Origin of the sequence: Massilia aquatica (assembly GCF_011682045.1) — a bacterium.
GTDB lineage: Bacteria > Pseudomonadota > Gammaproteobacteria > Burkholderiales > Burkholderiaceae_D > Telluria_A > Telluria_A aquatica.
The window spans coordinates 480,209-506,485 of sequence record NZ_VVIW01000002.1 but is presented as its reverse complement, the minus strand read 5'-3'; the positions used below and the strand labels follow the sequence as shown (position 1 = coordinate 506,485).

Genomic DNA, 26,277 nt, shown 5'->3' with positions numbered 1-26,277 from the left:
TTTCGAAAATGAACGGCCGGCGCGAAAATGCCTGCGGCCCGCGGCTTGTCTTTTGGACAGCATAACGCGGCCGGAGTTCCGGCGTCATGGTCAGAATGCTACGTTTTCTCGGGATATGATTCCAATCGCTTATTTGGAAATAAGCATACGCAAATCATATACCTCAGTTTTCAGCTCCAGCGGCGGGCGGATAGCGCAGCGCCGCCACTTCGCGCATGGTGGCCAGCATGCTCTCGGCGCCGGGCGAGAGCTGGTGATGGCGGCGCGTGATGATGCCGTACATGTCCATGCGGATGCCCAGGTCGAACGGCAGCACGGTCAAGAGGCCCGTTTGCAGGTAGGGCTGCACCAGTTCCAGCGGCAGCGCCACCACCATGTCGCTGCCGGTGAGCAGGTGGGCGATGACCGGCAGGGCCAGCGTTTCGACCGTTTCGGCCGGTGGTTCAAGGCCGCGCGCGAGGAACAAGGCGGTCAGGCGGTCGCGCAGGATGCTGCCGTTGGGCGGCAGGATCCAGCCCTGGCGCGCCAGTTCGTCGAGCGTGAGGTCGCTGCGCCCGGCCAGCGGATGGCCGGCGCGCGCGATCAGGCTGTGCGGTTCGTCGGTGACCGGCTCGAAGCGCAGCTCGGCGGCGGCGCCGGTGTCGAGGATGCGCCCGACCACCAGATCGAGTTCGCCGGCGCGCAGGCGCTGCACCAGGATCTTGCTGGTGTCGACGCTGATCGACACATGCACGCGCGCGTGGCGTGCCTTGAGCAGGTTGACCGCTTCCGGCACCAGGCTGGTGGACGGCGTGAGCACGGTGCCCACGTCGACCCGTCCGCGCAGGCCGGAGAGCAGTTCCATGACTTCCTGGTGGGCCGCGTCCATCTCGGCCAGGGCGGCGCCGGCGCGGCGGATCAGCACCTGGCCGTACCAGGTCGGGGCCACCCCGCGCGGCAGGCGCTCGAACAGCTGCACGCCGAGCGCGTGTTCGAGTTCGCCGAGCAGTTTGGAGGCGGCCGGCTGGGTCAGGTTCGCCGCTTGCGCCGCATGCATGATGGAGCCGTGCCGGCCAAGTTCGACCAGCAGCACCAGGTGGCGGGTCTTGAGGTGCGAACGGACGAAGCGGTCGGAGCGTGGATCGGGCATGGGTGGCTGTCGGGGTCGGGGATGCCGATGATATATGCCTGATGGCTAAATCGTCAACATGTATGACCTCCGACATGAGACCAGTGGTGATCCCCGCCTTACGTGCGGCGTTCCCCGCGCGCCTTCAACTGATCGAGCAGCACCGCCGCCAGCAGGATCGAACCGCGCACCAGATACTGGTAGAACGAATCGACGTTCAGCAGATTCATCACGTTTTCCACGGTCCCCATGATCAGCACCCCGATCAGCACCCCGAAAATGCGCGCCTTGCCGCCCTGCAGCGACACGCCCCCGAGCACGCAAGCCGAAATCACATCGAGTTCAAAGCCCTGCGCCGCATTCGGCTGGCCGCTGGTGATGCGCGAGGCCAGGATCAGGCCGGCCAGCGCGGTGACCAGCCCTTGCAGCAGGAAGATCCAGACGCGCAGCTTCTCGACCTTGACGCCGGCCAGGCGCGCCGCTTCCGGATTGCCGCCGATGGCCAGGGTATTGCGGCCGAACACCGTATGATTGAGCAGCACCCCGAACACCAGGAAACAGGCGCCCGCCACCAGCACCGGCAGCGGCAGGCCGAACACCTGGGTGTCGCCGAAGGCGATGAAGGCATTGGAATTGATCCCGACCGCCTGCCCTTGCGAGGCGATGAACGCCAGCCCGCGCACCATCAGCATGGTGGCCAGGGTGGCGATCAGTGCATTGACGCGCAGGTAGGCGATCAGCACGCCGTTGCCGGCGCCGATCAGGGCCCCGGCGCCGAGGCCCGCGCCGACCGCCAGGGTGACGCTGCCGGTGCGTTCCAGGACCATGGCCCCGAGCACGCCGGCAAAGGCGATGGTGGAGCCGACCGACAGGTCGAAGTCGCGCGAGGCCAGGCACAGCATCATGGTGCAGGCGACCATGCCGATCTGGGCGACCGAGAGCATCAGGCCGACCACGTTGGCGACCGAGAAGAAGTTATCGACCGTGGCCGCGAGCACGGCGAACAACACCGCGTACGCCAGCGGCATGCTGTATTCGATCAGGAGCGCGCGCTGGCGGTTGGCCAGCGCCGGGGCGCCGCCGTGGGTGACTGGGATGGTGCTCATGCGATTCTCCGGGAGGTGTTATCGGCGTTGGCGCCGTTGTTATCGTTGCTGGTGTCGGCCAGCGTGTCCGGCAGCGCCAGGCTCAGCACCGCTTTTTCATCGGCATCGGCGCGCGCCAGTTGGCCCACGATGCGGCCGTCGCGCATCACCGCCACGCGGTCGGCGATGCCTAGCACTTCGGGCAGTTCGCTGGAAATGACGATCACGCAGCAGCCGCGCGCGGCCACGTCGTGGATGATGCGGTAAATGTCGTTCTTGGCGCCCACGTCGATGCCGCGCGTCGGTTCGTCCAGCACCAGCACCTTCAGGTCCGGTTCGGCCAGCCAGCGCGCCAGGATGACTTTCTGCTGGTTGCCGCCCGAGAGCAGGCGGATTTCCTGCTCGCGGCTGGGGGTCTTGATGCGCAGGCGCGCGATGAATTCGTCGGCCAGCGCGGCCTCGCGCGCATGGCGCAGGAAAATCCCGCCCAAGAGCGCATGGCGGCGGCAGCTGATGTTGATGTTCTCGGCCACCGAGGACTGGGCCAGGATGCCCTGCTCCTTGCGGTCCTCCGGGCACAGCACGATGCCGGCGGCAATCGCCGCCGACGGGCCACCCATCGGAACCGGCACGCCGTCGAGCACCACGGTGCCCGGTGCGCGCTTGTCGGCGCCGTACATCTGGCGCATCAATTCGCTGCGCCCGGCGCCCACCAGGCCGAAAAAGCCCAGCACTTCGCCGGCGCGCACCGAAAAGTCGCAGCCATCAAGCATGCCGCGCACCACCAGGCGCTCGGCGCCCGGTTCGCGTTCGCGGTAATCGTAGATGTCGCTCAGCTCACGCCCGACCATGTCGCTGATCAGGCGTTCGCGCGGCACGTCGGCCATGACCGGGTGCGTGGCGACCTTGCGCCCGTCGCGGAAGATGGTGCAGGCGTCGCACAGCGCGTACAGTTCTTCCAGCCGGTGCGAAATGTAGATCAGGGTGCGCCCTTCGGCGCGCAGGTCGCGCACCAGGCGGAACAAAATCTCGGTTTCGCGGTGCGACAGGCTGCTGGTCGGCTCGTCGAAGGCGATCACCTGGGCGTCCTGCATCACGGCCTTGCAGATCTCGACCATCTGGCGCTGCGCGATCGACAGGTCGGCCAAGCGCGCGTTCGGATCGAGGTCGACCCCGATTTTGGCCAGGCGTTCGGACACCAGCTTGTTGGCGGCGCCCTTGTCGAGAAAGCCCATGCGGGTCGGCATGCGGCCCAGCAGGACGTTCTCGGCCACCGTCAGCTCCGGAACGTACTGCAGTTCCTGGTGGATGATCGACACGCCCGCGGCGATGGCGTCGCTGGCCGAACCGAAGCGCACTTCGCGCCCGTCGAGCAGCAGGCGCCCGCCGTCCGGGCGGTACTGCCCGCCCAGGATCTTGAGCAGGGTCGACTTGCCGGCGCCGTTTTCGCCCAGCAGGCCGTGCACGGTGCCGGCATGGGCCTCGAAGCTCACGCCCCCGAGCGCGATCACGCCGGGGAAGTGTTTCGAGACCTGGTCAAACTCGAGATAAGCGGACATCGTCGCTCACTGCCCCATCTCGGCGCGCACCTTGTCGGCATTAGCGCGCGTCATCAAGACACCGGCCGTGAGCGTTTCCGCAGCCGGGACCTTGTTGGTGGCGATCCAGTCGTACAGGTTGGCGGCGGTTTCGTAACCGTGGCGTTTCGGGCTGATCATCACGGTGCCGAAGAAACCGGTCGGCTGCGGCTTGGCGAATTCATTCTGCGCCGTCTTGCTGCCGCCGATGCCGATGCCGATCATGGCGTCGGCGCGCATGCCGCGACCTTCGGCGGCGCGCACCGCACCCATCACCGATTCATCGTTCAGGGCCACCGCCACCCACTTCTTGAATTTCTGCTGCTTGGTGTAGGCGATATTGGCGGCGTTGAAGGCCGATTCGGTATCGGTCTTCGATTGCGGCGCGTCGATCACGTTGGCCGCCGGGATGCCGGCCGCTTTCAACGTATCGACCGCGCCCATGGTACGCTCCTTGGCAGTCGGCAGCTGGTCGTAGGCGATGCGCAGGATGCCCACGTCGGCCGGGTTCCAGCCGCGCGCCTTGATTTCGGCGGCCAGGCCCGCGCCCACCTGCTTGCCGATTTCATAGCCCGAAATACCCATGTGCGGCACCGACGCCAGCGGCTTGCCGGCGCCGTCGAGCAGGCGGTCGTCGACCGAAATGACTTTCATGTTGTTGCGCTTGGCGGCGCGTTCGACCGCCTTGCCCAGCTTGACGTCGGGCGCGCAGATGACGAAGCCCTGGGCTTTTTGCGCGGCCAGGTTATCGATCGCGGCGATCATCTTTTCGCCGTTCGGAATGCCGATCTTGATCAGCGTGAAACCCTTGTCCTTGGCGGCCTGCTCGGCGAAACGCCATTCATCCTGGAACCACGGTTCCTCGGCCTGCTTGACCAGGAAGCCGATCTTGACCGGATCGGCCGCGTGGGCGGCGCCGAAAGCGCATGTCACCAGGGCTGCGGCGGCGATTTTTGCGAAGGTACGTAATTTCATGGTGGTCTCCTGTTAGTTATGAATTTATTGTGGTGGATGATCGTCGAACGGACTGTCTGCCTGCCCCGCGACGCCGGGAACAGGGACTGCATACAAGCCGCCCGCGCCAACGGCGGCGAGCTGCGTCAGGCCGGCGCCGCCAAAGGCGACGCTGGTGCAATCGTGCGCAATGCGCTGTACTACTTCGCCATCGGGTGCGTAGCGCAGCAGCTGGCCGGCCTGGGCGCTCCACAGGCAGCCATCGAGGTCGAGCGCCGCGCCGCGCGGACCGGCGCCCGGATCGAGCTGCGCGAACACCCTTGGTGCGCCCACGCTGCCGGCGTCGGCATCGTAGTCGCAGGCCATGATGCGGCTGGCGCGGGCGTCGGCGAAGAACATGCGAGCGCCGTCGGCGGAAAAGCAGATGGCGCTCGCTTCGGCCACCACCGGCAAAGCCAGGCGGCGCAGGCCGTGCTGGCGCGAATACTGGTAAAAACTGCCGATCGGGCGGCCATCGTCGGCCACGTTGCGGGTGCCGAACACCAGGAAACCGCGGCGGTCGGTGCAGCCGTCGCTGATCGCGGTGCGCGGTTCGGCGGCGTCCACCGCCACCAGCGGCTGCACGCGCAGCTGGCGCGCGCCGGTCTCCCGGCCCGGCTGCGCCATGCCGAGGCGCTTGCTCAGGCCGACCAGCACGCGCCCGGACTGGCAGTGCGCCAGCAGGCCGGCGGCGTCGGGCAGGCGGCAGGCCAGCGGCGCCGCGTCCTGCATGGCGTACGCGTGCACCGCGTGGGCTGCGCTACCGGTCCACCACCAGCGGCGGCTGTGCGCATCCCAGCGCAGGCAGCGCCCGGGATGGGATGACAGGCGCGATGGCGCAGTGGACAAGGACGCGGCTACCACTCGGCGACGCTGCCGTCCTCGTGGCGCCACAGGGGGTTGCGCCAGTCGGGCGCATTCTTGCTCGCTTCGATCACGCGTTCTTCGTCGACCTCGACTCCCAGGCCGGGGCGGGTCAAGGCGGCGATGTAGCCGCCCTCCATGCGGAAGTCGTCCTTGTTGATGACGTAGTCGAGCAGTTCGGCGCCCTGGTTGTAATGGATGCCCATGCTCTGCTCCTGCAGCACCGCGTTGTGCGATACGAAATCGAGGTGCAGGCAGGCCGCCAGCGCCACCGGGCCGAGCGGGCAATGCGGCGCCACGGCGACATCGTAGGCTTCGGCCATGGCCGCGATCTTGACGCACTCGGTAATGCCGCCGGCGTGCGACAGGTCGGGCTGCAGGATCGCCAGGCCGCCCTGCTCCAAGACGCGCTTGAATTCGAAGCGCGAGTACATGCGCTCGCCGGCCGCCAGCGGAATCGAGGTCGATTCGGCCAGGCGCGGATAGTACTCGGCCTGTTCGGCCAGCACCGGCTCTTCGACGAACAGGGGGCGGTAGGGCTCGAGCGCGCGCAGCAGCACCTTGGCCATGGGCGCGGCCACACGGCCGTGGAAGTCGATGCCGAATTCGATGTCGTTGCCGAACGCTTCGCGGATTTCGGCGATGCGCCCGACCGCCTGGTCGACCGCGCGCGCGCTGTCCAACATGCGCAGTTCCTCGGTGCCGTTCATCTTGAAAGTGTCGATGCCCACTGCGCGCAGCTTGCGGATGCCGGCGATGACATCAAGCGGACGGTCGCCGCCGACCCAGCTGTACATCTTCATCTTGTCGCGCACCCGCCCGCCCAGCAGATCGTAGACCGGCACGCCGAGGGCCTTGCCCTTGATGTCCCACAGGGCCTGGTCGATGCCGGCGATGGCGCTCATTAAAATCGCGCCGCCGCGATAAAAGCCGCCGCGGTACATGGCTTGCCACAGGTCGTTGATGCGGCCCGGATCCTGGCCAATCAGGAATGGCGTCATCTCGTGGACGGCCGCTTCGACCGTGCGCGCACGCCCTTCGATCACCGGTTCGCCCCAGCCGACGATGCCTTCGTCGGTCTCGATCTTGAGCAGCATCCAGCGCGGCGGAACCCGGTACGTCGTCAGTTTGATGATTTTCATTGCTTACCCATTGGTCAAGAATTGGTCAGGAGTGACAGGCAGTCTAAGCCTGCGAGCCACCCCCGAAATATGAATATTTGTAAAAAAGCTATACGCAAATCGCATAGCTATTCATCACCTGATCCCCAGCCTAGGATGGGCCATCCGATCGACGGCGTGGACCACCGTTTCAAGAGGAGCTCATGCGCATGAAGTTACTCCGTTCATTGCTTGCCTGCACTGCCGCCATCGCCGGACTGGCCATGCCGGGAGCGGCGCGCGCCATTCCCATCGCCAGCAGCGGGACCGAAGGCCGGGCCGTGCTGGCGACAGGCCCGGGCCCGGCGGTGGCGACCTACCTGGGCAGTTCCGCCGACTATGCGAACGATTTGTACCTGTTCACCGATGACGGGGTCGACAACAACGACCTGTTCATCTTCGACAATCGCAGCACGCCCGTGGGCACGAAACTTGACCTGGGCCGGTTTGCATCCGGCAGCGAACTGGTGTTTCGGCTGCATGTTAACAATACCGGTCGCGATTTCTACTCGGGCAAGGCGAGCCGCAACGCCGACCGCCGCCACCACGCGCGCGCCCAGGCAAACTGGATGCCGGATGTCACGCTCATCAGCTTCGAAGACTTGCGCGGCGGGCCATACGAATTCAACGACTTGAGTTTTTCCCTGGGCCAGGCGGAGATCACCGTCCCGCCGGTCGAGGTGCCCGAGCCGGCCTCACTCATGCTGGTCGGGCTCGGCATTGCCGGCATGCTGGCAATGCGGCGGCGCCAACCCGCGCTGTGGCATTTTTTGGCAGCACGCTATCGCCCATGCGGAAGGGATTGGTATTTTTATTTCCGCATCCGAATACGGCAGCCCCATCCTTGCATCCCCGTCAAAAGTTCCCAGTGGAAATAACAAGATAATTTCACCAGGCCTGCGTACGCACTCCGTGGTTACGGAGCCGGGCAGGAAGTCGATCAACCAACCGGAAGGAAGACAGCATGAAATCGATGCAATCGGAAAATACGGAAAATTCGGACAGCATGAGCAGCGGCGCGATGCACGGCCCCGGCGGCAGCGGCAGTAGCGGCAATAGCGCCGGCGCCGCCGCGCAAGGCGCGCGCGGCATGCCGGTCGCGGGCATGATGAGCCAGCCTGCGGCCGGGGCCGCCCAGGACAATACCCCGGACGCCCAGGCACTCACGGCGCAAGCCGGCCCGCGCAAGCCCAGCTCGGGCCCGGTGGTGGCGTGGGGTCCGAACCGGCTCGACGTGTTCACGCTCGGCACCAATCGCGGCATGTACCATAAGTGGTGGAACGGCGCGAGCTGGAATCCGTCCGTGACCGGCTACGAATTCATGGGCGGGGTCGGCACCAGCGTGCCGCAGGCCATCTCGACCCAGGTCAACCGCCTCGACCTGTTTGTCACAGGCACCGACAGCGCCCTGTATCACAAGAACTTCAACGGCAGCGCCTGGGTGCCGTCGCTGACCGGCTACACCAACCTGGGCGGCATATGCATCGGCGACCCGCGCGCCATCTCGTGGGGTCCCAACCGGCTCGACGTGTTCGTCATCGGCACCGACCGCGCGTTGTATCACAAGTGGCGCAGCGGGACGACCTGGGGCCCGTCGCTGACCGGCTACGAAAACATGGGCGGCATCATCATGGAGCAGCCCGAAGTAGTCTCGTGGGGCCCGAACCGGCTCGACGTGTTCGTCATCGGCACCGACCGCGCGCTGTATCACAAGTGGTGGGACGGCAGCAACTGGGGGCCATCGCTGACCGGCTACGAAAAACTGGGCGGCGTGTGCACCTCGGCACCGCGCGCAGTCGCCTGGGGCAACAACCGCCTCGATGTGTTTGTTACCGGCACCGATGGCGCGCTGTATCACAAGTGGTGGAACGGCAACCAGTGGCTGCCCGCCGGGAATAACCTGGAACGGCTCGGCGGCGTCTGCATCGGCAACCCCGAAGCGGTGTCGTGGGGACCGAACCGCATCGACGTGTTCGTGGTCGGCACCGACAGCGCGCTGTACCACAAATGGTGGGACGGCAGCAACTGGGGTCCGTCCCTGCTGGGGTTCGAAGCCATGGGCGGGATCCTGTCCTCGCAACCACGGGTGGTGTCGTGGGCGCCCAACCGTCTGGATGTGTTCGCCACCGGATCGGACAGCGCGCTGTACCACAAATGGTGGGATGGCAGCAGTTGGGGGCCGTCGCTCACCGGTTACGAGTTCATGGGCGGCATCATCCAGAACTTCGGCCAGACGCCGGTGGGCGCGGCCGACGCCGCGTCCGGCGGACGCGATTCGTCGGGACAGCCGGCGCAGTTGAGCGACGACATGAATAGCTGATCCTGCCCACAGCGGCGCCGGCAACACCGGCGTCGACGTCCCTTCAAGCCCACGCCTGCGTGGGCTTTTTATTGAGCGTGGCGCGCGCTTACTGCGGCACGATGCGCAGCAGCTGGCCGTTGTCTTCGTCGGTAATGACGTACAGATGCCCGTCAGGCCCCTGGCGCACGTCGCGCACGCGCTTGCCGATCAGCAGGCGTTCCTGCGACACCACATTGGCGTCTTTGTCGAGCACAATGCGGCGCACGTCGGTGCTGGCCAGGCCGCCGCTGAACAGACTGCCGCGCCATTGCGGGAAGGCGCTGCCGCTGTACTGCACCAGGCCGGACGCGCCCGGCGACGGCACCCATGCAATCTTCGGCTGCGTCATGCCCGGCACCACCGGCTGGCCGACCGCCTCGCCCGTGCGGTAATCGCGGCCGTAGCTTTGCAGCGGCCATCCATAGTTTTGACCCGCTTCGACCAGGTTCAGTTCATCGCCGCCGCGCGGTCCGTGTTCGCTGGCCCACACGCGGCCGCTGGCGTCGAGCGCCATGCCCTGGATGTTACGGTGGCCGTAACTCCAGATTTCCGGCAGCGCACCCGGGCGCGAGGCCAGCGGATTGCCGGGTGCGGCCTTGCCGGCATCGGTCAGGCGCAGGATCGAGCCGTTGTGGCTGCCCAGGTTCTGGGCCTGGTCGCGCGCCAGCATGCCGCCCACCTGCTGCGGTGGATTGCCGCCGTCGCCGATGCTCATCAGCAAAGTGCCGTCCTTGTGCCACAGCAGGCGCGAGCCGAAGTGCTGGCCGCCGCTCTTGTCGGGCTGGGCCTTGAAAAGGGTCTTGATGCCGCTCACGGCCTTGCCGTCGAACACGCCCTGCACCAGGGTGGTCCGGTTGGCCTGGTCGGTGCCGGTGGACATGGTCATGTACACGCGCGGATTGAGCTTGTCGCCGGGATGGATGGCGATGTCGAGCAGGCCGCCCTGGCCGTTGGTGAAGACCGGCGGCAAGCCTTCCATCGGCACTTCCTCGAAGCGCTTGCCCTTGAGCAGATACAGTTTGCCGTTCTTGGTGCTCACCAGCATGCGTCCGTCCGGCAGCCAGTTCATGGCCCAGGGATGCGACAAGCCTTCGCTCACCATTTCCGCGCGCCAGCCTTTGGCGGCGGGCGGCGCATCACTGGTGGGCAACTGCGCATGCGCGGCGGGCAGCGCCAGCGCGGCCAGGGCGGCGCCGATGCAACGGGACAAGGGGGTTGGCAACATCAGGTATCTCCTTCAACGAGTGGGTTTCTCCCTTCATCGTACCGGATGGCTGCCGAATGCGCACGCCCGGTGGTGGAACCAGGCGTGCGGTATTGACGATGCGCCAGCCGTCGCCGGCTGCCGCATCGGGGGAATTGACGCTGCTTTACGGACGATCAGTGCTGATAGGCGCCGATGTCGAAACCTGTCGTCGTGTTACGTGGGCGTTCGAGGAAGTCGTAGTCGAGCGCTTCGGTCGGGGTGCCGCGTCCGATGGCAGGCGAGCTGCTCGACAGGCGCAGGTCCGGCGTGCCGCTGCGGGCGTAGGCAACGAACAGTGGCTCGGAGCTGACCGTGCCGGTGTGGGTCAGGCCGTTCTTGAGCTGCCAGTTGTAGGTCGCGTTCTTGAATACCAGGTTGTTGCGGTAGGTATTGTTCTTGCCCGTCTTGCCCTGCTCCGACACGCCCATCTTGTTGTCGTACACGATGTTGCTGTAGACGGCGATGTAATCGGCCGGACCCTTGGTGTGATAGAAGTCGCCGCCGCCGACAATGATGCCGGTGTTCGAGGTCGTCACCGTATTGTTGGTGATGATCACGCGGTTGGCGTCGTGCCACAGGTGGATCGCGCCTTCGGCCACACGGTACACCACGTTGTTCTTCACGCTGCCCGAGGTACTGACGTAGATGCCCTGCACGAAACGGCAGCCGGCCGGGCCGATATCGTGCACGAGGTTGCCGACCACATCGGACATGACGCCCTTGTAGTAGCTATCCACGCCGATGGCCGAACCGCCGCCGCTGGTGCAGCCGACGCCTTTGGCGATGTCGTGCACATAGTTGGCGCGGATCATGTCGTAGGAGCCGCCGTTATAGATGCCGCCGGTCCACTTGCTGCCCTTGCCGTTGACTTCAAAGCCGACGATGTCGACGTAGTTGCCGCGGTTATCCCAGCCGGTCTTGCCGCTGGAACCGGAAGCGACGATCTTGGCGCCCCATTTGGTGGTCGAGACGAAATAGATGCGTGCCGACGCGGAGCCGCTGACGGTGGTCTTGATGCCGCCGGTGTAGGTGCCGGGCGCGACGAACACGGTGGTGCTGCCCCTGGTTGCGCGGGCGGCGCGGGCGATGGTCTTGAACGGCGCGGCGGCGCTGCCGGCGCTGCTGTCGTTGCCATTCGGCGCCACGTAGAACTTGTAGGTGGTCGCGGGAATGACCGGTACCGCCTGCGCCGATACCGTCACGTCCGAGCCGTTGGGCGCGGCGGCGGCCATGGCGGCCGCGTCGGTGGCGCCGTAGGCGGTGGCGCTGTGCGGCATGGCGTCGCCGGCACCGTAGCCGATCAGGGCAAAATCTTTCTCGCTGTAAGTGGAGGGAGCGGCGTCGGCAGCCTGGTCCGCGTCTTCCCCGGCTGGAGCCGCAGCCGTATCGGCCTGTTCGCCGTCGGTGCGGGAAGCCGCCAGCGCATCGACCGGCGCGGTGTCGGCGCTGGAGGCGGCGCTGCTGACCATGTAAGCGGCCGTCTGCGTTTGTTGCTTGGCCTGGGACAGGTCCTGTTCGCCGCTACCGCCGCCGCAAGCGGCCAGCAAGACGGTCATGCTGCTGCACAGCAAAGCGTGAACGCGGATTTCCGAAGCAAAGGTGACAAATTTATTCATTACAGGTTCCTTACTTTTTTACGTGAATGAGCAAGGTTTGAGCGGGATCAAATAAATAGGTTCAATGAATTGACAGGAAAATTTATGTCAAGTATGAGAACCACACTGGAAGTATCCCGATGGAAATCAAACGATTAGCTGCAACTCGCGGACCCAAAGCCGCTCTAAGAAGTTAAATTCACTTTGACGGAGAACCCATGCGCGACTACACCAACGTCCGGCACACCCTGCCGGCCGGGCAGCACTACGCCGGCCTCATACTCGGAAAAAACAATTGTTGCGACCATCATCTGGTGCTGTTGCCGGATGAAGTGGCGGAGGTCCCGTGGGGAATCGCCCGCGACTGGGCGCTGGCTTGCGGAGGGGAATTGCCGACGCGGCGCGAGCTGGCGTTGCTCTACGCCAATCTGCATGAACATTTCCAGCGCATGTGGTACTGGTCGTGCGAAACGCAGGAGCCGCGCGCGCATCTGGTGTGGGGGCAGAATTTTACGAGCGGCATCCAGACCATGTATGGCCGGCCGTTTCGGGGCCGCGCGCGCGCCGTGCGCCGGGTGCCGGTCGACTGACCCGCCGCTTATGTGCCCTACCGAACGGATCGACAGATGCTTTTCCGATATCGTCCGTTCTGTCTACTCCGACGCACTACTTATATATAACAACAGCCGTATTGGAAAACAAACATGAATATCCTCATCAGTCTCATCATCTATTTGGTCATCTTCGGATTGATCTGGTGGCTCGTCAGCATGCTGCCGCTGCCAGCGCCCGTGGCGCAGATCGTCCGCGTTCTGTTCATCATCCTGCTGATCCTGATCGTCCTGTCGGTCTTCGGCATCATTCCTGGCGGCTACCTGCCACGTCTGAACCTGTAGTCGCTTCCCCGCTCAAACGGCCCGGCCAGTTCCGAATGGAACCGCCGGGCTTTTTTACGCCTGATGGAAACGCCTGCCGGGCATATAATCTGGCCATGACGCAAGCACAAATCCAGGCCTTTTTCGACGACAGCACCGCCACCGTCACCTACGTGGTCCACGCGGGCTTCGGCACGCCATGCGCAATCATCGATCCGGTGCTCGATTTCGATCCCGCATCCGGGCGCACCGCCACCACATCGGCCGAACGGGTCATCGACTTTGTGCGCACGAATGCGCTTACGGTGGCGTGGCTGCTCGAAACCCACGCCCACGCCGACCACCTGTCCGGCGCGCCCTTCCTGGCTGTGCAACTGGGCGGGCGCACCGCCATCGGCGCCGGCATCCGCACCGTGCAGCGCGCCTTTTCGGCGCTGTTTGCCGATACCGGCGACGCCACCCGCTTCAACCACCTGTTCGCGCCCGGCGAAGACTTCGCCATCGGCGAACTGCAAGCGCGCGCGCTGCACGTGCCCGGCCACACGCCGGCCGACATGGCCTACCAGATAGGTGACGCCGTGTTTGTCGGCGATACGCTGTTCATGCCCGACGTCGGCACGGCGCGCTGCGACTTCCCCGGCGGCAGCGCGGCAATGCTGTACCGGTCGGTGCGGCGCATCCTGGCGCTGCCTGGGGCCACGCGCCTGTTCATGTGCCACGACTATCCGCCTGGCGCCCGCGCGCCCGCCTGGGAAACCACCGTCGCCGACCAGCGCGCCCACAACATCCATGTGCACGACGGCGTGAGCAAAGCCGACTTCGTGGCCATGCGCACGCAGCGCGACGCCACTCTGGGCATGCCGGCCCTGATTTTGCCGGCCATTCAGGTCAACCTGAATGCCGGCCAACTACCGGCGCCCGAGGAGAACGGCGTGCGCTACCTGAAGATTCCGCTCGACGCGTTCTGAGGCGCCTCCGGCCTACCGAAACAGGCGCTTACTCTTTGGCGGCGTCGAACCAGCGCGCCAGCGGCTGGTCGGTATTGGCCAGGAACCAGGTGGTGGCAGCCATCACGGCCACGTGGCGGCGCAGGTTCTCGGGATCGACCTTGTCGAGCGTATCGGCCGCCGAATGGTGGTAGTGGAAGTAGCTGGCGGTGTCGAGCAGTGGCGAAAAGCTCGGCACGCCGGCCTGTTCGAGTTCGTGCAGATCGCCCGTGCTGAGCGCATCGGCGCGCTGGAAGGCGCCCGCGCCCATCGGTTCGAGCGCGGCCTGCAAGGGCGCGAACTGCGCCACGTCGCGCGCGCGCACGCTGGCGCGCAGGCCGAACGGGCGGCCCGCGCCGCTGTCGCTCTCGATCGCGGCAATCTGCTTGCCCACCGCCGCCTTGTGCGCCTCGTAATAGGCCTGCGCCCCGCGCCCGCCGTTTTCTTCGTTGGCCCAGGCGATCACGCGGATCGTGCGGCGCGGCCGGTAGTCGAGCTTTTTCAGCGTCTCGATCACCGCCATCGCGCTGGCCACGCCGGTGCCGTCGTCGTGGGCGCCGGTGGCCAGGTCCCACGAATCGAGGTGGCCCGAGACGATCACGATTTCGTCGGCCTTGTCGGTGCCGGGCAAGTCGGCAATGACATTGAAACTGTCGGCGTCGGGCAGGATTTGGGGCGTGAGTGTGAGGCGCATGGCCAAGGGGCCGCGCGCGGCCAGGCGCGTCATCAGCATGGCGTCTTCGGCGCTCACGGCGGCCGCCGGAATGCGGGCGCCGTCGCGCATGCCACTGCTGCCGGTGTGCGGCAGGCGGAAGTCGGCCCCGCCGACCGAGCGCACCAGCACCGCCGCCGCGCCCATCTCGGCCGCCATGCGCGGCCCCCCGACGCGGTATTTCGAGCCCTGGCGGTAGGCTTGCGAGGCCTGGCCGCGATCGGCCATGCCCTGGTCGAAGGCCACGTCGAACAGCACGATGCGTCCCTTCACCTCGGCGCCGCGCGCCTTGAGTTCATCGAAGCTGCGCACCACGATCAGCGGCGCCACCAGGCCGGCGGCCGGGGTGGCCGACGAGCCGCCCAGCGCGGTGAGCACCACGCGCTGGGTCACGCCGGCCGGGCGCCCGCGATAGTCCACCAGCTCACCCTTCTCTTCGCCGCGCACCCAGTGCGGCACCTTGACCGGCTGCAGCGTGACGGTCGCGCCCAGCTTGCGCATGGCATCGGCCACCTGGGTGACGGCGGCGGCGGCGCCGGCCGATCCGGACAGGCGCGGGCCGATCAGGTCTGTCATGTCGGCCAGGCGCTCGTAGGCCCAGTCGCTCTTGAGGGCGGCGTCGCGGATGTTCGCCAGCGCGGCGGGGTCGTTACCGGGAGCGGCGGCAAAGGCGTTGGCGCTAATCATGCTGGCGGCGAGAAGGGACAACACAGGCTGATGGTACGTGCGTGACATGCGGTCAATCCTTGAAGATGGCGGAGGGGTTCCAACGATAGCGCATTTGCGCCATCCGTGCCGGAGGACGCCATGGTCAAGATTCAGGCGGACACCAGGCGCACCCGCGTGATTTCGGACGGCGCCCCGAAGCGCTTGGGCGGTCCCCAGTAGCCAGTGCCGCGGCTGGTGTAGACCCACAGGTCGCGCATGCGGTTCAGGCCTGCCGTAAACGGCTGCTGCAATGGCACGAACAGGTTCCACGGGAAGAACTGGCCGCCGTGCGTGTGGCCGGACAGTTGCAGGTGAAAGCCGGCGTCCGCCGCCGCCGGCGCGCTGCGCGGCTGGTGCGCCAGCAGGATGCGCACTGTCACGTGAGCGGGGGCGCCGGCCGCCGCCGCGCGCGGGTTGCTGCGGTGCGATTCGTTGAAGTGGTGGGCGGTGAAGTCGGTCACGCCGGCGATCATCAGGGCCGCGTCGCCGCGTTCGCACACCACGTGCTGGTTCATCAGCACGGTCAGGCCGAGGCGGCGCATCTCGGCAATCCATTCATCGGCGCCGGAATAGTATTCGTGGTTGCCGGTGACGAAAAACGCGCCGTCGCGGGCCGCCAGGCGCGCGAGTGGTTCGGTGTGCAGGCGCAGGCGAAGCACGCTGCCGTCGACCGTGTCGCCGGTAATGGCGATGGCGTCGGGTTCAAGCGCATTGACCCTGGTGACGATGGCGTTCAGGTAGCCGCGCTTGATGGTCGGCCCCACATGCAGGTCGGAGATCTGGACGATCGAGTAGCCGTGCAGCGCGGCGGGCAGGCCGGCGATCGGCACCTCCACCTCGACCACGCGCGCGACCCTGCGGGCGTTGACCAGTCCAACCAGGGTGACGGCCAGCGCCACCAGCGGCACCGCAATAGCCGTGCCGCGCACCACCGCCGCGCCGACGGCGCCGAACACGGTCAGAACCAGCAGCGCCACGTCGCGCAGTACGGTGAGCACCAGCAGCGACGAGAAAAACCCCATGGTCAGCATGCCGGCCCACGCCAGCTGGTCGGACCAGCGCCAGCGCTTGAAGCGCACCGACAGCAGCCCGGCCGGCATCAGCAAGGTCGATGCGGCCAGCAGCGCGACTGCCACGGCCACACCAAGCCGCCCGGGGTCGATCGCCGGGACCAGCCGCATGCCTATATAGAGATGCAACATTGACAGAAGTGCCATGACGATGAAGACGGCGCGCGCAGGCATGGGCAAGTCCGGAAAAAGAGGGTAACCGGTCCCAGATGGGGCAGCGCCGCCCTTACGCAAGGGGAAAGATGGCACCGCCATATGGGCACTGCTGTGGTCTGATTTGTCCGGACACCTCAATAGGTGGAAAATACACCACCTGAGGAGTACGATGCGCCCGGGTCCACAGCCGTGCTGTCTTGCTAAACCCCGTTAAGTTCAGGGCGAGATGGCGTCCGCCTGCATCAGCCAACCGCGCCCGTTGCTCCAGCGTGTCCAAGCTTGCGGCGACGGCGCACCGCTGCGCCAAGCACCGCCGCGCCGGCGCCGAACATTGCCCACTCGGCCGGTTCAGGCACGGCAGGCGCGACAACCACGAGCGTGGTCGCCGGCGTCCATACATAGTTCACTTCGGATTGAATCGAGCCGGTGGACGTATAGCGGGAGCCAAAAGTGTTCCCGACGTGAAACCAGGCCTCGGAGTAGGTGTACTCGGTTGACCAGAACTGCTTGAGATGGATGTCGAGAATGTTGTTGGGCCCAAATTCGAATTCGCCCTTGCACTCCGACGTGCCGAGACAGGCCAGCGCGTTCCATGCGCCATTGCCCGTATTGATGCTCAAGCGGCTTAACTCGGGCAATTCGAGCATCCCGTTACCGTTCAAGTCCGAGCCGGTAAACTCGGTACTGAGGGTTTTATTGGGATTCCAGACAGCGGGCGCTTTTCCCCACCAACCGCCGTCGATCTGGTCGAAGCCGGTCCAAGTGAGTTTCCAGGTTTGTTCGGCGGCATGAGCGCCGCCCATGGCCGCGCCCAGCAGTAGTGCACATGCAATCGCTTTTTTCAACATTGTCGCTCCTTGGATTAACCGCGTGAACACTGCATTGTCAAGCCTCACGCGGCATGAAATAGGCGCCAATGATGCCATAAATTCAATCTTTTAAGGCGGCTGTTTGATTTACGTCAACGTGACACTTGTGTGCTCGTTACACTTTAAACTTATGCCATGCTTAAGGTTGTCATTTAGAATAGGTTTCTGCCCCACGCGGGTCTACTGGAAGAGAATATTTATGCCGCCTCTCGTTACTAAGCGCAATGCGCTGCTGGCCCTTGCGCTGGCGTTGTCGACTACGGTTGCTGCGCATGCGCAGAACGCCTCGGCCAGTGCATCTCTGGGCAAGCTGCGCATCGAGCTGATCGATCTCGACCCTGCTGACGGCGTGGCGCCCAAGCTGACCCTGGCCCCGCCTGAGAAGGTCTCCAACGGTTCCAGCGCCTTTGTTTATTCCCCGCGGTCGAATCTGAGCGACTATGATCTCCAAGCGGGGGCGGCGAGCGCGGCGATCAATTCCCCTCAAGGACAGGCCGCGGCCAGCGCTACGGGTATGCAACTGGAGGCAGCCGCTAACTATGCCAACCCGCTGGGCGGCGCGACCTACGTGTCGAGCGAGGCCACCGGCTACGTGGGGTTCAAGCTCACCCGTGCTACCCGCATGATCGTCACTGTCGACGCCAGTGTCAGCGGCGACGGTGACGGACGCCGCAACAAAACCAAGGCCTCGGCTGGGCTCAGCGGACAGTTTGACGATGAACGCGGCATCTGGATCAGCGATAGCCTGGCCTGGACGCAGGGCCGGGAGGAGGATGAGTTGAGTATTTCCATGGAAACCCTGTACGGTTCACTGTATGGCTGGCTGTGGATCACTGCGAACACCGAGCTGACGTTCAACGAATCAGCGCTCCCGGTACCCGAACCAGCCGCCCCGGCCATGCTGCTGGCCGGCCTGGCCGTGCTGGCTGGGTATGCGCGCAAGAAGGCCAGGCAGCCTGCCTGAGCGATATGAGGACGCTTGCCTGCCTTGTTACACTGTCCCCGTATTTGTAAGTTTATGTATAAAGAATGGAGTTCCCATCAAGCCGGGATATAGTGACGTCATGCCCCAGCGCTTGCGTGATCATCCCGATCTCGGTTGAGGCCAAAGGAAACGCTATGTTGAATACAAAATTTGCTGGTGCGGTGATTCTGGCCGCAGCGGCCATCTCCTCCACCGCAATGGCTAGCGACCGGGGCGTCAATACGGCCATCGGCGCGGTCGCCGGCGCAGCCATTGGCCACAGCACGGGATCGCGCAACGGCGCCCTGGTGGGCGGTGTGCTCGGTGCGGTGGTCGGCAATTCGGTCAGCACCCGTGACCGCGACAACAACCGCGGCTACTACGACAATCGCTACGAAACCCGCTACGAAGATCGCCGTTACGAGCGCCCGTACCGTGAACCGGCACCCGTGTATGTTGAATCGCGCAGCTATTACCAGCCAGCTCCGGTGTATTACGCACCGCCGCCACGCTACTACGGCCCGCCGGCGGTCGTGTATGTTGAACGCGGCCGCGGCTACCGCCATCACGGCTACGGGCATGGGCGCGGCCACGGACGTGGTCATGGATACGGATACGGCCGCTAATCACGGTCAGCTTACCTGCTTTGCCTTGGCACGAGACTTTCGTGCCTTTTTTTCGTCTGCACCCCTGCTTTTCCCACCTCCCTCCGCTATGGCTTGTTGACGGCACGTGCCGGCGCCTCTTGGGGGAAGCATGGAAACAGCGGACGCGATCATCGCACTTGGCGCGGGCCGGTACCGCCTGTGCGGCCAGTTGGGCGGCTCCGCCTACGGCGTGGTGTGGCGCGCCATGGGGCCCGGCGGCGAGGTGGCGCTCAAGCTGGTCAACCGCGACCAGATGGCGCGCGCCCATCCCCTGCAGCAGGAGCGCTGGATCGCCAGCGCCCGCAACGAAATCGCCTTTTTGCAGTCGCTCGCGCCCTGGGACGAGCGCCACGTGGTGCGCCTGCTCGACAGCGGCGAACACGATGGCCTGCCCGTCATGGCGCTCGAACTGCTCGACACCGACCTTGGCCGGCACATCGCCATCGAACGCGATGCCGGCCGAGCGCTCGCCAGCACGCAGCTGCTCGACTGGCTCGGGCAGATCAACCAGGCGCTGGCCAAGGTGCACCAGTATGGCTGGTCGTACCTGGACCTGAAGCCGGCCAACGTGCTGCTCTCGCGCCGGCAAGGCAGCGTCAAGCTGGCCGACTTCGGCACCAGCCGCCTGCTGGCCGACGGCCAGGCCAGCACCTACGCCGGCACCGCCAGCTGGCAGGCGCCGGAACAGTTTTTCCCGGACGCCGCCGGCGGCTACGCCACCGACACCCGCACCGATTACTTTGCACTCGGCGCGCTGTTCTACTATCTGGTCACCGGTGGCTTGCCGCTGCGCTTTTGCAGCGACTGCGGCCAGGCCTACCGCGAACACCGTGGCGACGGCGCGGCCATGCTGCTGGCGCGCCACGGTAATCGCCCGCCGCCCACCCTGCACGACGATGAAGCGGCGCATTTCGCGCGTGCCTTCGGCAATCAGGCACACGCCGGCACCTGGACGCCGGACGCCATCTCGCACGGCGACGGCGCGGCCGAAGCGCTGCTCCTGCTGCGCGCCCTGCTCCATGCCGACCGCGCCCGGCGTCCGTGCCACGCCATGCAGATCAGCCGCATGATCGGCGCCATCCGCGCCGCCTTGCCTGCGAGCGCGCGGCCATGAAGCGCTTTTCCGACCAGTCGCCCGGTTTCATCCTGACCGCCGCCCTGCTGGCATTCCTGTGCCTGTTGCAGCTGGTCTGCCTGTGGCGCGCTCCGCCGGCATGGTCGCCCGAGCGCATCTCGGTGACGCTTCGCCCGGGCGAGTCGATCACGCTGGGCGACGCCGAACTGGCGGCGCCGCAAGCGGACAACGCCCATCTGGCCCTGCGCCGCGCCGCCGACGGCAGTTGGTGGGCCGGCAACGCCAGCGCCGCCAAGCAGGTGCTGCTGCAAAGGGACGGCGTCGACCGCCGCATGGGCTCCAGCTCCCTGCGTGCCGGCCAGTCATTCCGCATTGGCGCGGCGCGCTTCGATGTCGGCACCGCCAATGCGCGCCAGATCGCCTTTGCCGGCCCCGGCGCGCAGTGGCGCTACGATGGCGCCACCCTGGACCGCGACGACAGCGCGCAGCCGGCATGCCCCGACGCGGGTGTCGCCGCGCGCGCCATCGCCCTGTGGAACCGCGCCATGCCGCAGGCGCTGACGGTGGCGCGTCCGCTCACCTTTGGCGGCAATCTGTACTGCGGCAACCGGCTCGGCATCGCGTATGTGGAAGGCGCCAGCGCCACCATCGCGCGCACCAAAGATGGCCTGCTGCTCTCGGGCGCCGCCGGACGCGCGCCGCTCATGATGTCGTCAAGCGCGGGCCAGGTCGACCTGGCGCGCCGCGCGGAAGCGCTGGCCGGGGTGCAGACGCTGGTTGCCGGCCGCACCCGGCTGGGCGTGCGGATCGACGACGGCGTGCTGCACCTGCTGCCGCTGCGCCACGTGGCGCTGTACGCCGAAGCCGAAGCGCTGCTGCCGGCGCAGGTGGCGTGGCAGTGGAAAAAACGCGGCATCTGGACGCTGCCGGCCGGCCGCCCGTGGTCGGTGGCGCTGGGCCTGTGCGCCTTGCTGGCCGTGGCGGCAGGCGCGAACTGGCAGCGCGGCGCCTGGCCTTTTACACGCGATACATCCCGGCCAGTACGCATGGCGGCAGGCGCCAGCGCGCTGCTGGTCATCGCCGGCGTGGCCGCGCTGCTGTTCCAGCGCTCGGGCAGCGCGCCCGGCGTCGGCTGGTCGATGCTGCTGGCCTGGGCCGCGCTGTGGGGCTGCCTGCTGGTGCCGGCGCGCCTGACCCTGGCCACCGCCGCCGGCGTGCTGCTGCTGGCGGTGGGCTTGCTGGCGCAGCTCGAACTGGGTTTCGGCGGCGCCGAATCGGCCGCGCTGCGCCACTTCCAGAAATCGGTGGCGCTGCTGGCGATCGGCCTTGGCATCGGCGCGCACCTGCGCCTGCGCCTGCATGCGTGCGCCGCCGCGCCGGCCCTGCCGCAGACCACCCTCGAATGGGTGCTCGCCCTGTTTGCACTGGCCGCGCTGGGCGCGCTCCTGATGCAGGTCGTCTTCGGCGACGAAACCGGCGTGTTCGACTTGCAGCCGGTCGAATTTGCCAAGCTGGCCCTGACCGCGCTCACCGCGCATTGCCTCGCCATCGGCCTTGGCTGGCACGCGCACATGCCTGAACAATCGCGTCCCGCGCGGCGCTGGCTGCGCCTGGCAGCGCCGGTGCTGCTGTTCGCCGCGCTGCTCGCTCTGGCCCTGGTGCAGGTGGACGATTATTCGCCGCTGATCCTGTTGCTGGTGTGGTGCATGGCGATGGCCCTGGCCTGGGCGCTCGCCACCCGCACGCACGTTGCCACCGCCGCCCTGTTCGGCGTGGCTTGCGTGGCCGCCGGCAGCGTCGCCTGGCTGCGCAGCGCCGGCGTAGCCGAGGTGGCGCAGTGGGGCTTTTATGCCGACCGCTTCCTGGTGTGGCTCGACCCGGCCCAGCATCCGCATACCGGCCAGCAGTTGCTGCTGGCCGCGCGCGCCATCGCCGAAGGCGCGTGGTGGGGTGCCGACAGCCGGCTTGGCCTGGACGTTATGGGCCAGATCGGCGGCAGCGCCCTGCATATTCCGGCAGTGCAGGACGACTTTGCGCCTTCCTTCTTTTTGAACCGCCATGGTTTACTGGGCGCACTGGCGCTGTGGGCGCTGCAAGCGCTGTTTTTGGTCGGCCTGTTGCAAACGGCGGCGCGCTGTTTCGGGGCCAGCGAGCAGACGCGCGACTTTCGCCAGGGCTGGCTGTGGCGCTTCCGCTGCTTCGCCCTGTGCGGCGGCGCGGCCTTCGTGCTGGGCCACTTCTTGCTGTCGTGGGGGACCAACCTGGCGATCTTCCCGATCATGGGCCAGCCCATGAGTTTTCTGTCGGCCGGCGGCAGCCATCTGCTGTTTTTCATCTGCCCCCTGCTAGCGTTCAGTGCAATCAGTGCGCAATCATTCGAGGAGAATCAACCATGCCGGTCTACGTCCAACATGAAGTCCTGGGCAAGGTGAACGATGTGTTCAACGCCGAAACCCTGTGGCAGGCGCCCGGCCTGGCGCTGTTCTCGCGCCGCCCGCTGCTGCGCGACCTGCTGGAACGCTCCCCGCGCGAGCATCGCGGGCGCGCTCCCACGCGCTGCTTCTCGCACATCACCCTGATGCTGGCGCAGGACGAAGTCGACGACGACCGCCACCTGACGCGCGGCGCCCGCGTGCGCGACCTGGCGCAGTCGCTCACTGCCCTGCACCAGAAGGACTTTGGCGACCTGCTCGGCAGCGACGACGTGCGCTACGACGTGATCGGCACCGATGCGCTGGAACCGGGCCAGGTGGAGGTCAAGTTCGGCCACGCGGTCTACCTTCCGGCCGCCGGCGAGCAGCCGTTGTATACAGTGGAAACCTCGCGCGACAGCGCCATCTGGCAGCCGGTGTGCCCGATCTACCCGCAACAGCGCCTGGCGCTGATCGGCCACGACGCCGACGTTGCCAGCCACGCGGTACCAAGCTGGCCGTTCGGCACCGCCGGCGCCATTTTGCTCATTAACGATGGTCCCGACACACCCATCGAGGTGCAGGTGCGGCCCAAGGGGGCGTTCGACTGCGCGTTCGACGCGCTCAGCGGCCAGTATGTCGTCACCGCCAAGGGTGACCCGGCCGCGCGCCTGCTGATGCGCGTGCGCCGTGCCGGCTCCGCCCCGATCCCCGCGCCTGTCGCCAAGCCGGCCGCCGTGTGGAAGCCGCGCGCGCCCGCCAACGTCGACAGCGGCGACACCGCCGTGCCTTTCAGCCACCGCCCGGCCGCAGCACCCATGGAAAGCGACGCCACCTACGCGCCGCTGGCGCAGCAGCGGGTCAGTCTGGTCGGCCTGGCGCTGCCCTGCCTCTCGCGCTACCGCGACACCGGCGCGGTGTCGATGGAAATCGCCCTGGCGCCGTCCCTGATGCTGGCCGCCGACGGCGAAGCGGCTGCGCTGACCTTTGGCGTGAATGCGGATGACCAGCTGTATGCCCTGTCCAGCGCCGGGCGCCAGCCAATTGCAGCCCCCGCCACCTTCACGCCGGTCGACGCGCGCACGGTCGACCTGCTGGCGGTCGCCCCGGCCATGGCCGACCGCTACTGCGCCGTGCTGCGGCTGCCGCACCCGGTTGCGGCGCCGGTCGCCAGCGGTGCGCGCTTTGCCTTCGGGCGCAGCGCGCCGATGCTGGCCGCGCTGCGCGTGCTCGATTCGCCGCGCTTCCTGCGCCTTGTGAGCGGCGCCGACAGCGCCAGCGCCGACCGCATTGGCCTCTCGCGCAGCGCCTTCAGCTTCGAGGCGGGAGCGGGCGGATACCTGATCGGGCGCCTGTCGGCCACCCAGGCGCTGTATCACCTCGACGACAAACTGGGCTTCGTGGCCAGCATCGGCGAAGCAAGCGCCGAGCAACCGTACCTGCTCCCCGCCGGTCACCATCTGGTGGCCGGCCACTACGTGCTGCGTTTCGACGCGTGAGGAGCGTGCCATGCCAAGCCCGAACTACCTCACCGACTACCTCACCGTACTGGCCTACGCGGCCGGCCTGATCGCCACCCTGGTGCTGGCGGCCTGGCTGACGCCCGCGCGCTGGTGGCGCCGCCCCAACCTGCGCGCGGCCGGCATCCTGGTGGCCGGCACCTGGGGCCTGGGCGCGCTGCTGCTGTCGCTGCTGCCGGCCGCCGCTCCGGTCATGGCCGCAACGGCGCTGGCGCCGCATGCGGGCGTGAGCTACACCGTCTTCGACGACCTGAACCTGCGTGCCGACAAAGGCATCGGCGCGCCGCGCATCGCGGTGGCGCCGGCGGGAACGGTGGTGACCACCACCGGACTGCGCGACGGCGATTGGTGGCAGGTCAGCGCGCGCATCGACGGCAAGGAGGTACGCGGCTGGTCGAGCAGCCTGTGGCTGCGGCGCGCCGAGGAAGCGCGGCGCTGACCGTTCTCAGGCCGGGCGCTTCATCGGATTGAAATACAGGCCGTTCACGCACTGCATCGGCGCGGTGCGCTCGAAGCCCATGGCCTCATAGACCGGCAGCGCATAGTTGGAGGCGTTGACGGTAAAGCTGCCGTCGCCGCCGGCCACGATCGCCTCGCGCCGCGCCACGTCCCACAAGGCGCGCGCAATGCCGCGTCCATGGAATTTTTTGGCCACGAACATGTGATACAGATGCTGGCGCTCGCGCACGGCGATGAAACCGGCCAGTTCGCCATCCATCTCGGCGACGTGATAGGCGTGCCCCAGGCGCAAGAAGCCCATGAATCCCTCTTCATCATTGTCGCGCAGGAAGGTGGCGGCCGCTTCCGGCGGCGATTCGTGAACGATGAACTCGATGGCCAGTGCGCGGAACATGGCGGCCACGGCGGGGACATCGCTGTGCTCGATAGGACGGATGTGCATTGTCAGTACGGAGAGGTTGCCAGAACGCCTATTGTGCACGTTTGGACGAGAATGTGCAGGTCATTTGCGCCTGCATGTTGACGCCCGGCATGAACGCGCTTTAGACTGAAACGATCATGCCTAAACCGAGCCTGTCCCTACCGTTGCCGGCGCCGTCGCTGCGGCCCAAGGTGCCCTTGTCCAAGCCGCTGCGCCACGCGCGCTACCGGCAACTGTGGACCGCCAACCTGATATCGAACCTCGGTACCTGGACCCAGACCTTCGCCTCGGCCTGGCTGATTACCCTTGTGGCAAGTTCGGCGTCCACCGCCAGCCTGGTGCAGACCGCCAGCTATATCCCCATCTTTTTGTTCGCCCTGTTCGCCGGCGTGATTGCAGACGCCGTCGACCGCCCCAAATTTTTGTTCTTCTGCAATCTGTTCATGGCCCTGTGCGCGTGCGTAATGGCCGCGCTGGCGATTAGCGGCCGCATCTCGACCGCGCCGGTGCTGGCCCTGACTTTCTGCATGGGCACCGGTGCGGCATTCATGTGGCCAGCCTGGCAAGCCTCGATGTCGGGCCTGGTCGAGCCGGACGAGGTGGAAGCGGCCGCCACCCTGAACAACCTGAGCTATAACGTCGCGGCCATCCTCGGGCCGGCGCTGGGCGGGCTGCTGTTCAACTGGGTCGGGGCCGGCGCGCTGTTCCTGGTCAATGCGCTCTCCTTTGTCGGTTTGCTGACCGTGTACTGGTCGTGGTGGCGCGACGGCGTGCCCGAGCCGCGCCCGAAGGTCGATTTTGCCAGCAGCCTCAAGCTCGGCATGCGCACTGCGTTCGGCTGCGCGCGCTACCGCCGCATCCTGCTCAATGTGTGCACGGTGTTTTTTTCGACCATCGCATTCGCGGCCTTGCTGCCGGTGTTCGTCAAGCAAGTGCTGCACATGGATTCGAGCGTGTTCGGCATCCTGATGGGCAGCCTGGGCGCGGGCGCGGTATGCGGCGCCTTCCTGCTGCCGTCGCTGCGTTGCCGCATCGGCAAGACGCGATTGCTGAGCGCGTCGCTGCTGGTGTACGGCGCCATGCTGTGCCTGCTGCCCTTCATCCGCTCGCTGGCCGTGCTGGTGCCGCTCATCGTGGCGGCCGGCATGGCCTGGTCGGCCACGGTGTCGACCCTGAACGCGGCGGCGCAACTGGCTTTTCCGGCAAGCATACGCGCGCGCACCCTGTCGATCTATCTGTTCGTGATGGCCGGCGGCTACACGGTGGGCAGCATGGTCTGGGGCGCGCTGGCCGACAAGCTCGGCGTTCAGGCGGCGCTGGCCGCCGCCGGTGCCTGCGTGATCGTCAACGCCATTGCACTTGCGACAGGAAAGCGGGAAACATCCATCTGATCATCGTTATGGCGCGGCATCTTTTCCGATACCCTGTCAGGATT

The 26,277-nt window shown here is 66.5% G+C and carries 24 protein-coding genes; 12 read left to right on the top strand and 12 right to left on the bottom strand.

Annotated features, from left to right (window positions below; translation table 11 throughout):
- Nucleotides 1-163 precede the first annotated feature (163 nt).
- The 6 genes from F1609_RS05250 to dgoD form a co-directional block, all read right to left on the bottom strand.
- The gene (locus F1609_RS05250; protein WP_167075369.1) at nucleotides 164-1,129 is read right to left on the bottom strand and encodes a LysR substrate-binding domain-containing protein; all 966 of its coding nucleotides are present in this window, start codon (nucleotides 1,127-1,129) and stop codon (nucleotides 164-166) included.
- Between the two features lie 98 nt (nucleotides 1,130-1,227).
- Entirely contained in the window at nucleotides 1,228-2,214 is a 987-nt protein-coding gene (araH, locus tag F1609_RS05245; protein WP_167075366.1) for an L-arabinose ABC transporter permease AraH, read from the bottom strand.
- Nucleotides 2,211-3,752, bottom strand: a complete 1,542-nt coding sequence (araG, locus tag F1609_RS05240) for an L-arabinose ABC transporter ATP-binding protein AraG (RefSeq protein ID WP_167075364.1) — start codon at nucleotides 3,750-3,752, stop codon at nucleotides 2,211-2,213. Before araG ends, araH begins: the two co-directional genes overlap by 4 nt.
- 6 nt (nucleotides 3,753-3,758) lie before the next feature.
- The gene (locus tag F1609_RS05235) at nucleotides 3,759-4,745 is read right to left on the bottom strand and encodes an arabinose ABC transporter substrate-binding protein (RefSeq protein WP_167075362.1); all 987 of its coding nucleotides are present in this window, start codon (nucleotides 4,743-4,745) and stop codon (nucleotides 3,759-3,761) included.
- Between the two features lie 24 nt (nucleotides 4,746-4,769).
- Nucleotides 4,770-5,612 (bottom strand): SMP-30/gluconolactonase/LRE family protein, encoded by an 843-nt coding sequence (locus tag F1609_RS05230; protein WP_167075360.1) that lies wholly within the window; start codon nucleotides 5,610-5,612, stop codon nucleotides 4,770-4,772.
- Nucleotides 5,613-5,620: 8 nt separating this feature from the next.
- A complete protein-coding gene (gene dgoD, locus F1609_RS05225; RefSeq protein WP_167075358.1) occupies nucleotides 5,621-6,769 on the bottom strand; it encodes a galactonate dehydratase in 1,149 nt (382 codons plus the stop codon).
- 188 nt (nucleotides 6,770-6,957) lie between these two features.
- Between dgoD and F1609_RS05220 the strand changes: the two genes are divergently transcribed.
- Both F1609_RS05220 and F1609_RS05215 read left to right on the top strand, forming a co-directional pair.
- Nucleotides 6,958-7,665, top strand: coding sequence for a PEP-CTERM sorting domain-containing protein (locus tag F1609_RS05220; RefSeq protein WP_167075356.1), 708 nt, complete (start codon nucleotides 6,958-6,960; stop codon nucleotides 7,663-7,665).
- An 86-nt stretch (nucleotides 7,666-7,751) separates the two neighbouring features.
- On the top strand, nucleotides 7,752-9,107 hold the full coding sequence (locus F1609_RS05215) for a PLL family lectin (protein ID WP_167075354.1): 1,356 nt from the start codon (nucleotides 7,752-7,754) through the stop codon (nucleotides 9,105-9,107).
- Between the two features lie 88 nt (nucleotides 9,108-9,195).
- Here the strand turns inward: F1609_RS05215 and F1609_RS05210 are convergent, their stop codons facing one another.
- Both F1609_RS05210 and F1609_RS05205 read right to left on the bottom strand, forming a co-directional pair.
- Nucleotides 9,196-10,353: a PQQ-dependent sugar dehydrogenase gene (locus tag F1609_RS05210; protein WP_167075352.1), complete on the bottom strand. Its 1,158-nt coding sequence runs from the start codon at nucleotides 10,351-10,353 to the stop codon at nucleotides 9,196-9,198.
- 155 nt (nucleotides 10,354-10,508) lie between these two features.
- Nucleotides 10,509-11,990, bottom strand: a complete 1,482-nt coding sequence (locus F1609_RS05205; RefSeq protein WP_167075350.1) for a choice-of-anchor Q domain-containing protein — start codon at nucleotides 11,988-11,990, stop codon at nucleotides 10,509-10,511.
- A 197-nt stretch (nucleotides 11,991-12,187) separates the two neighbouring features.
- On the opposite strand from F1609_RS05205, the gene F1609_RS05200 reads away from it, so the two are divergent.
- The 3 genes from F1609_RS05200 to F1609_RS05190 all read left to right on the top strand — a co-directional run bounded on the left by F1609_RS05200 (nucleotide 12,188) and on the right by F1609_RS05190 (nucleotide 13,812).
- The gene (locus tag F1609_RS05200; protein ID WP_167075349.1) at nucleotides 12,188-12,559 is read left to right on the top strand and encodes a DUF1566 domain-containing protein; all 372 of its coding nucleotides are present in this window, start codon (nucleotides 12,188-12,190) and stop codon (nucleotides 12,557-12,559) included.
- Nucleotides 12,560-12,673: 114 nt separating this feature from the next.
- Nucleotides 12,674-12,865 carry a Thivi_2564 family membrane protein gene (locus F1609_RS05195; RefSeq protein WP_126073335.1) on the top strand — a complete coding sequence of 64 codons (192 nt, stop codon included), beginning with the start codon at nucleotides 12,674-12,676 and terminating at the stop codon, nucleotides 12,863-12,865.
- 95 nt (nucleotides 12,866-12,960) lie between these two features.
- Nucleotides 12,961-13,812: an MBL fold metallo-hydrolase gene (locus F1609_RS05190; RefSeq protein WP_167075347.1), complete on the top strand. Its 852-nt coding sequence runs from the start codon at nucleotides 12,961-12,963 to the stop codon at nucleotides 13,810-13,812.
- Between the two features lie 28 nt (nucleotides 13,813-13,840).
- Here F1609_RS05190 and F1609_RS05185 read toward each other — a convergent pair whose 3' ends face one another.
- The 3 genes from F1609_RS05185 to F1609_RS05175 form a co-directional block, all read right to left on the bottom strand.
- Nucleotides 13,841-15,277 (bottom strand): M20/M25/M40 family metallo-hydrolase, encoded by a 1,437-nt coding sequence (locus F1609_RS05185; RefSeq protein WP_167075345.1) that lies wholly within the window; start codon nucleotides 15,275-15,277, stop codon nucleotides 13,841-13,843.
- An 83-nt stretch (nucleotides 15,278-15,360) separates the two neighbouring features.
- The gene (locus tag F1609_RS05180) at nucleotides 15,361-16,494 is read right to left on the bottom strand and encodes a metallophosphoesterase (RefSeq protein ID WP_167075343.1); all 1,134 of its coding nucleotides are present in this window, start codon (nucleotides 16,492-16,494) and stop codon (nucleotides 15,361-15,363) included.
- A gap of 224 nt (nucleotides 16,495-16,718) precedes the next feature.
- The gene (locus F1609_RS05175) at nucleotides 16,719-17,324 is read right to left on the bottom strand and encodes a PEP-CTERM sorting domain-containing protein (RefSeq protein ID WP_196785397.1); all 606 of its coding nucleotides are present in this window, start codon (nucleotides 17,322-17,324) and stop codon (nucleotides 16,719-16,721) included.
- Between the two features lie 220 nt (nucleotides 17,325-17,544).
- On the opposite strand from F1609_RS05175, the gene F1609_RS05170 reads away from it, so the two are divergent.
- The 6 genes from F1609_RS05170 to F1609_RS05145 all read left to right on the top strand — a co-directional run bounded on the left by F1609_RS05170 (nucleotide 17,545) and on the right by F1609_RS05145 (nucleotide 24,401).
- On the top strand, nucleotides 17,545-18,309 hold the full coding sequence (locus F1609_RS05170; RefSeq protein WP_167075339.1) for a PEP-CTERM sorting domain-containing protein: 765 nt from the start codon (nucleotides 17,545-17,547) through the stop codon (nucleotides 18,307-18,309).
- Between the two features lie 155 nt (nucleotides 18,310-18,464).
- Complete coding sequence (locus tag F1609_RS05165; RefSeq protein ID WP_167075337.1) at nucleotides 18,465-18,935, top strand: YMGG-like glycine zipper-containing protein; 471 nt, start codon at nucleotides 18,465-18,467, stop codon at nucleotides 18,933-18,935.
- A 130-nt stretch (nucleotides 18,936-19,065) separates the two neighbouring features.
- Entirely contained in the window at nucleotides 19,066-20,070 is a 1,005-nt protein-coding gene (locus F1609_RS05160) for a serine/threonine-protein kinase (protein WP_167075335.1), read from the top strand.
- The gene (locus F1609_RS05155; protein WP_167075333.1) at nucleotides 20,067-22,463 is read left to right on the top strand and encodes an FtsW/RodA/SpoVE family cell cycle protein; all 2,397 of its coding nucleotides are present in this window, start codon (nucleotides 20,067-20,069) and stop codon (nucleotides 22,461-22,463) included. The genes F1609_RS05160 and F1609_RS05155 overlap by 4 nt, the downstream gene beginning before the upstream one ends.
- Complete coding sequence (locus tag F1609_RS05150; RefSeq protein WP_167075331.1) at nucleotides 22,424-23,941, top strand: hypothetical protein; 1,518 nt, start codon at nucleotides 22,424-22,426, stop codon at nucleotides 23,939-23,941. The genes F1609_RS05155 and F1609_RS05150 overlap by 40 nt, the downstream gene beginning before the upstream one ends.
- Nucleotides 23,942-23,951: 10 nt before the next feature.
- Nucleotides 23,952-24,401 carry an SH3 domain-containing protein gene (locus tag F1609_RS05145; protein ID WP_167075329.1) on the top strand — a complete coding sequence of 150 codons (450 nt, stop codon included), beginning with the start codon at nucleotides 23,952-23,954 and terminating at the stop codon, nucleotides 24,399-24,401.
- 6 nt (nucleotides 24,402-24,407) lie between these two features.
- On the opposite strand, the gene F1609_RS05140 is transcribed toward F1609_RS05145, so the two are convergent.
- The gene (locus F1609_RS05140; RefSeq protein ID WP_167075327.1) at nucleotides 24,408-24,863 is read right to left on the bottom strand and encodes a GNAT family N-acetyltransferase; all 456 of its coding nucleotides are present in this window, start codon (nucleotides 24,861-24,863) and stop codon (nucleotides 24,408-24,410) included.
- A 116-nt stretch (nucleotides 24,864-24,979) separates the two neighbouring features.
- Here F1609_RS05140 and F1609_RS05135 point away from each other — a divergent pair, with 116 nt between their 5' ends.
- The gene (locus F1609_RS05135; protein WP_167075325.1) at nucleotides 24,980-26,233 is read left to right on the top strand and encodes an MFS transporter; all 1,254 of its coding nucleotides are present in this window, start codon (nucleotides 24,980-24,982) and stop codon (nucleotides 26,231-26,233) included.
- Nucleotides 26,234-26,277: the final 44 nt, after the last annotated feature.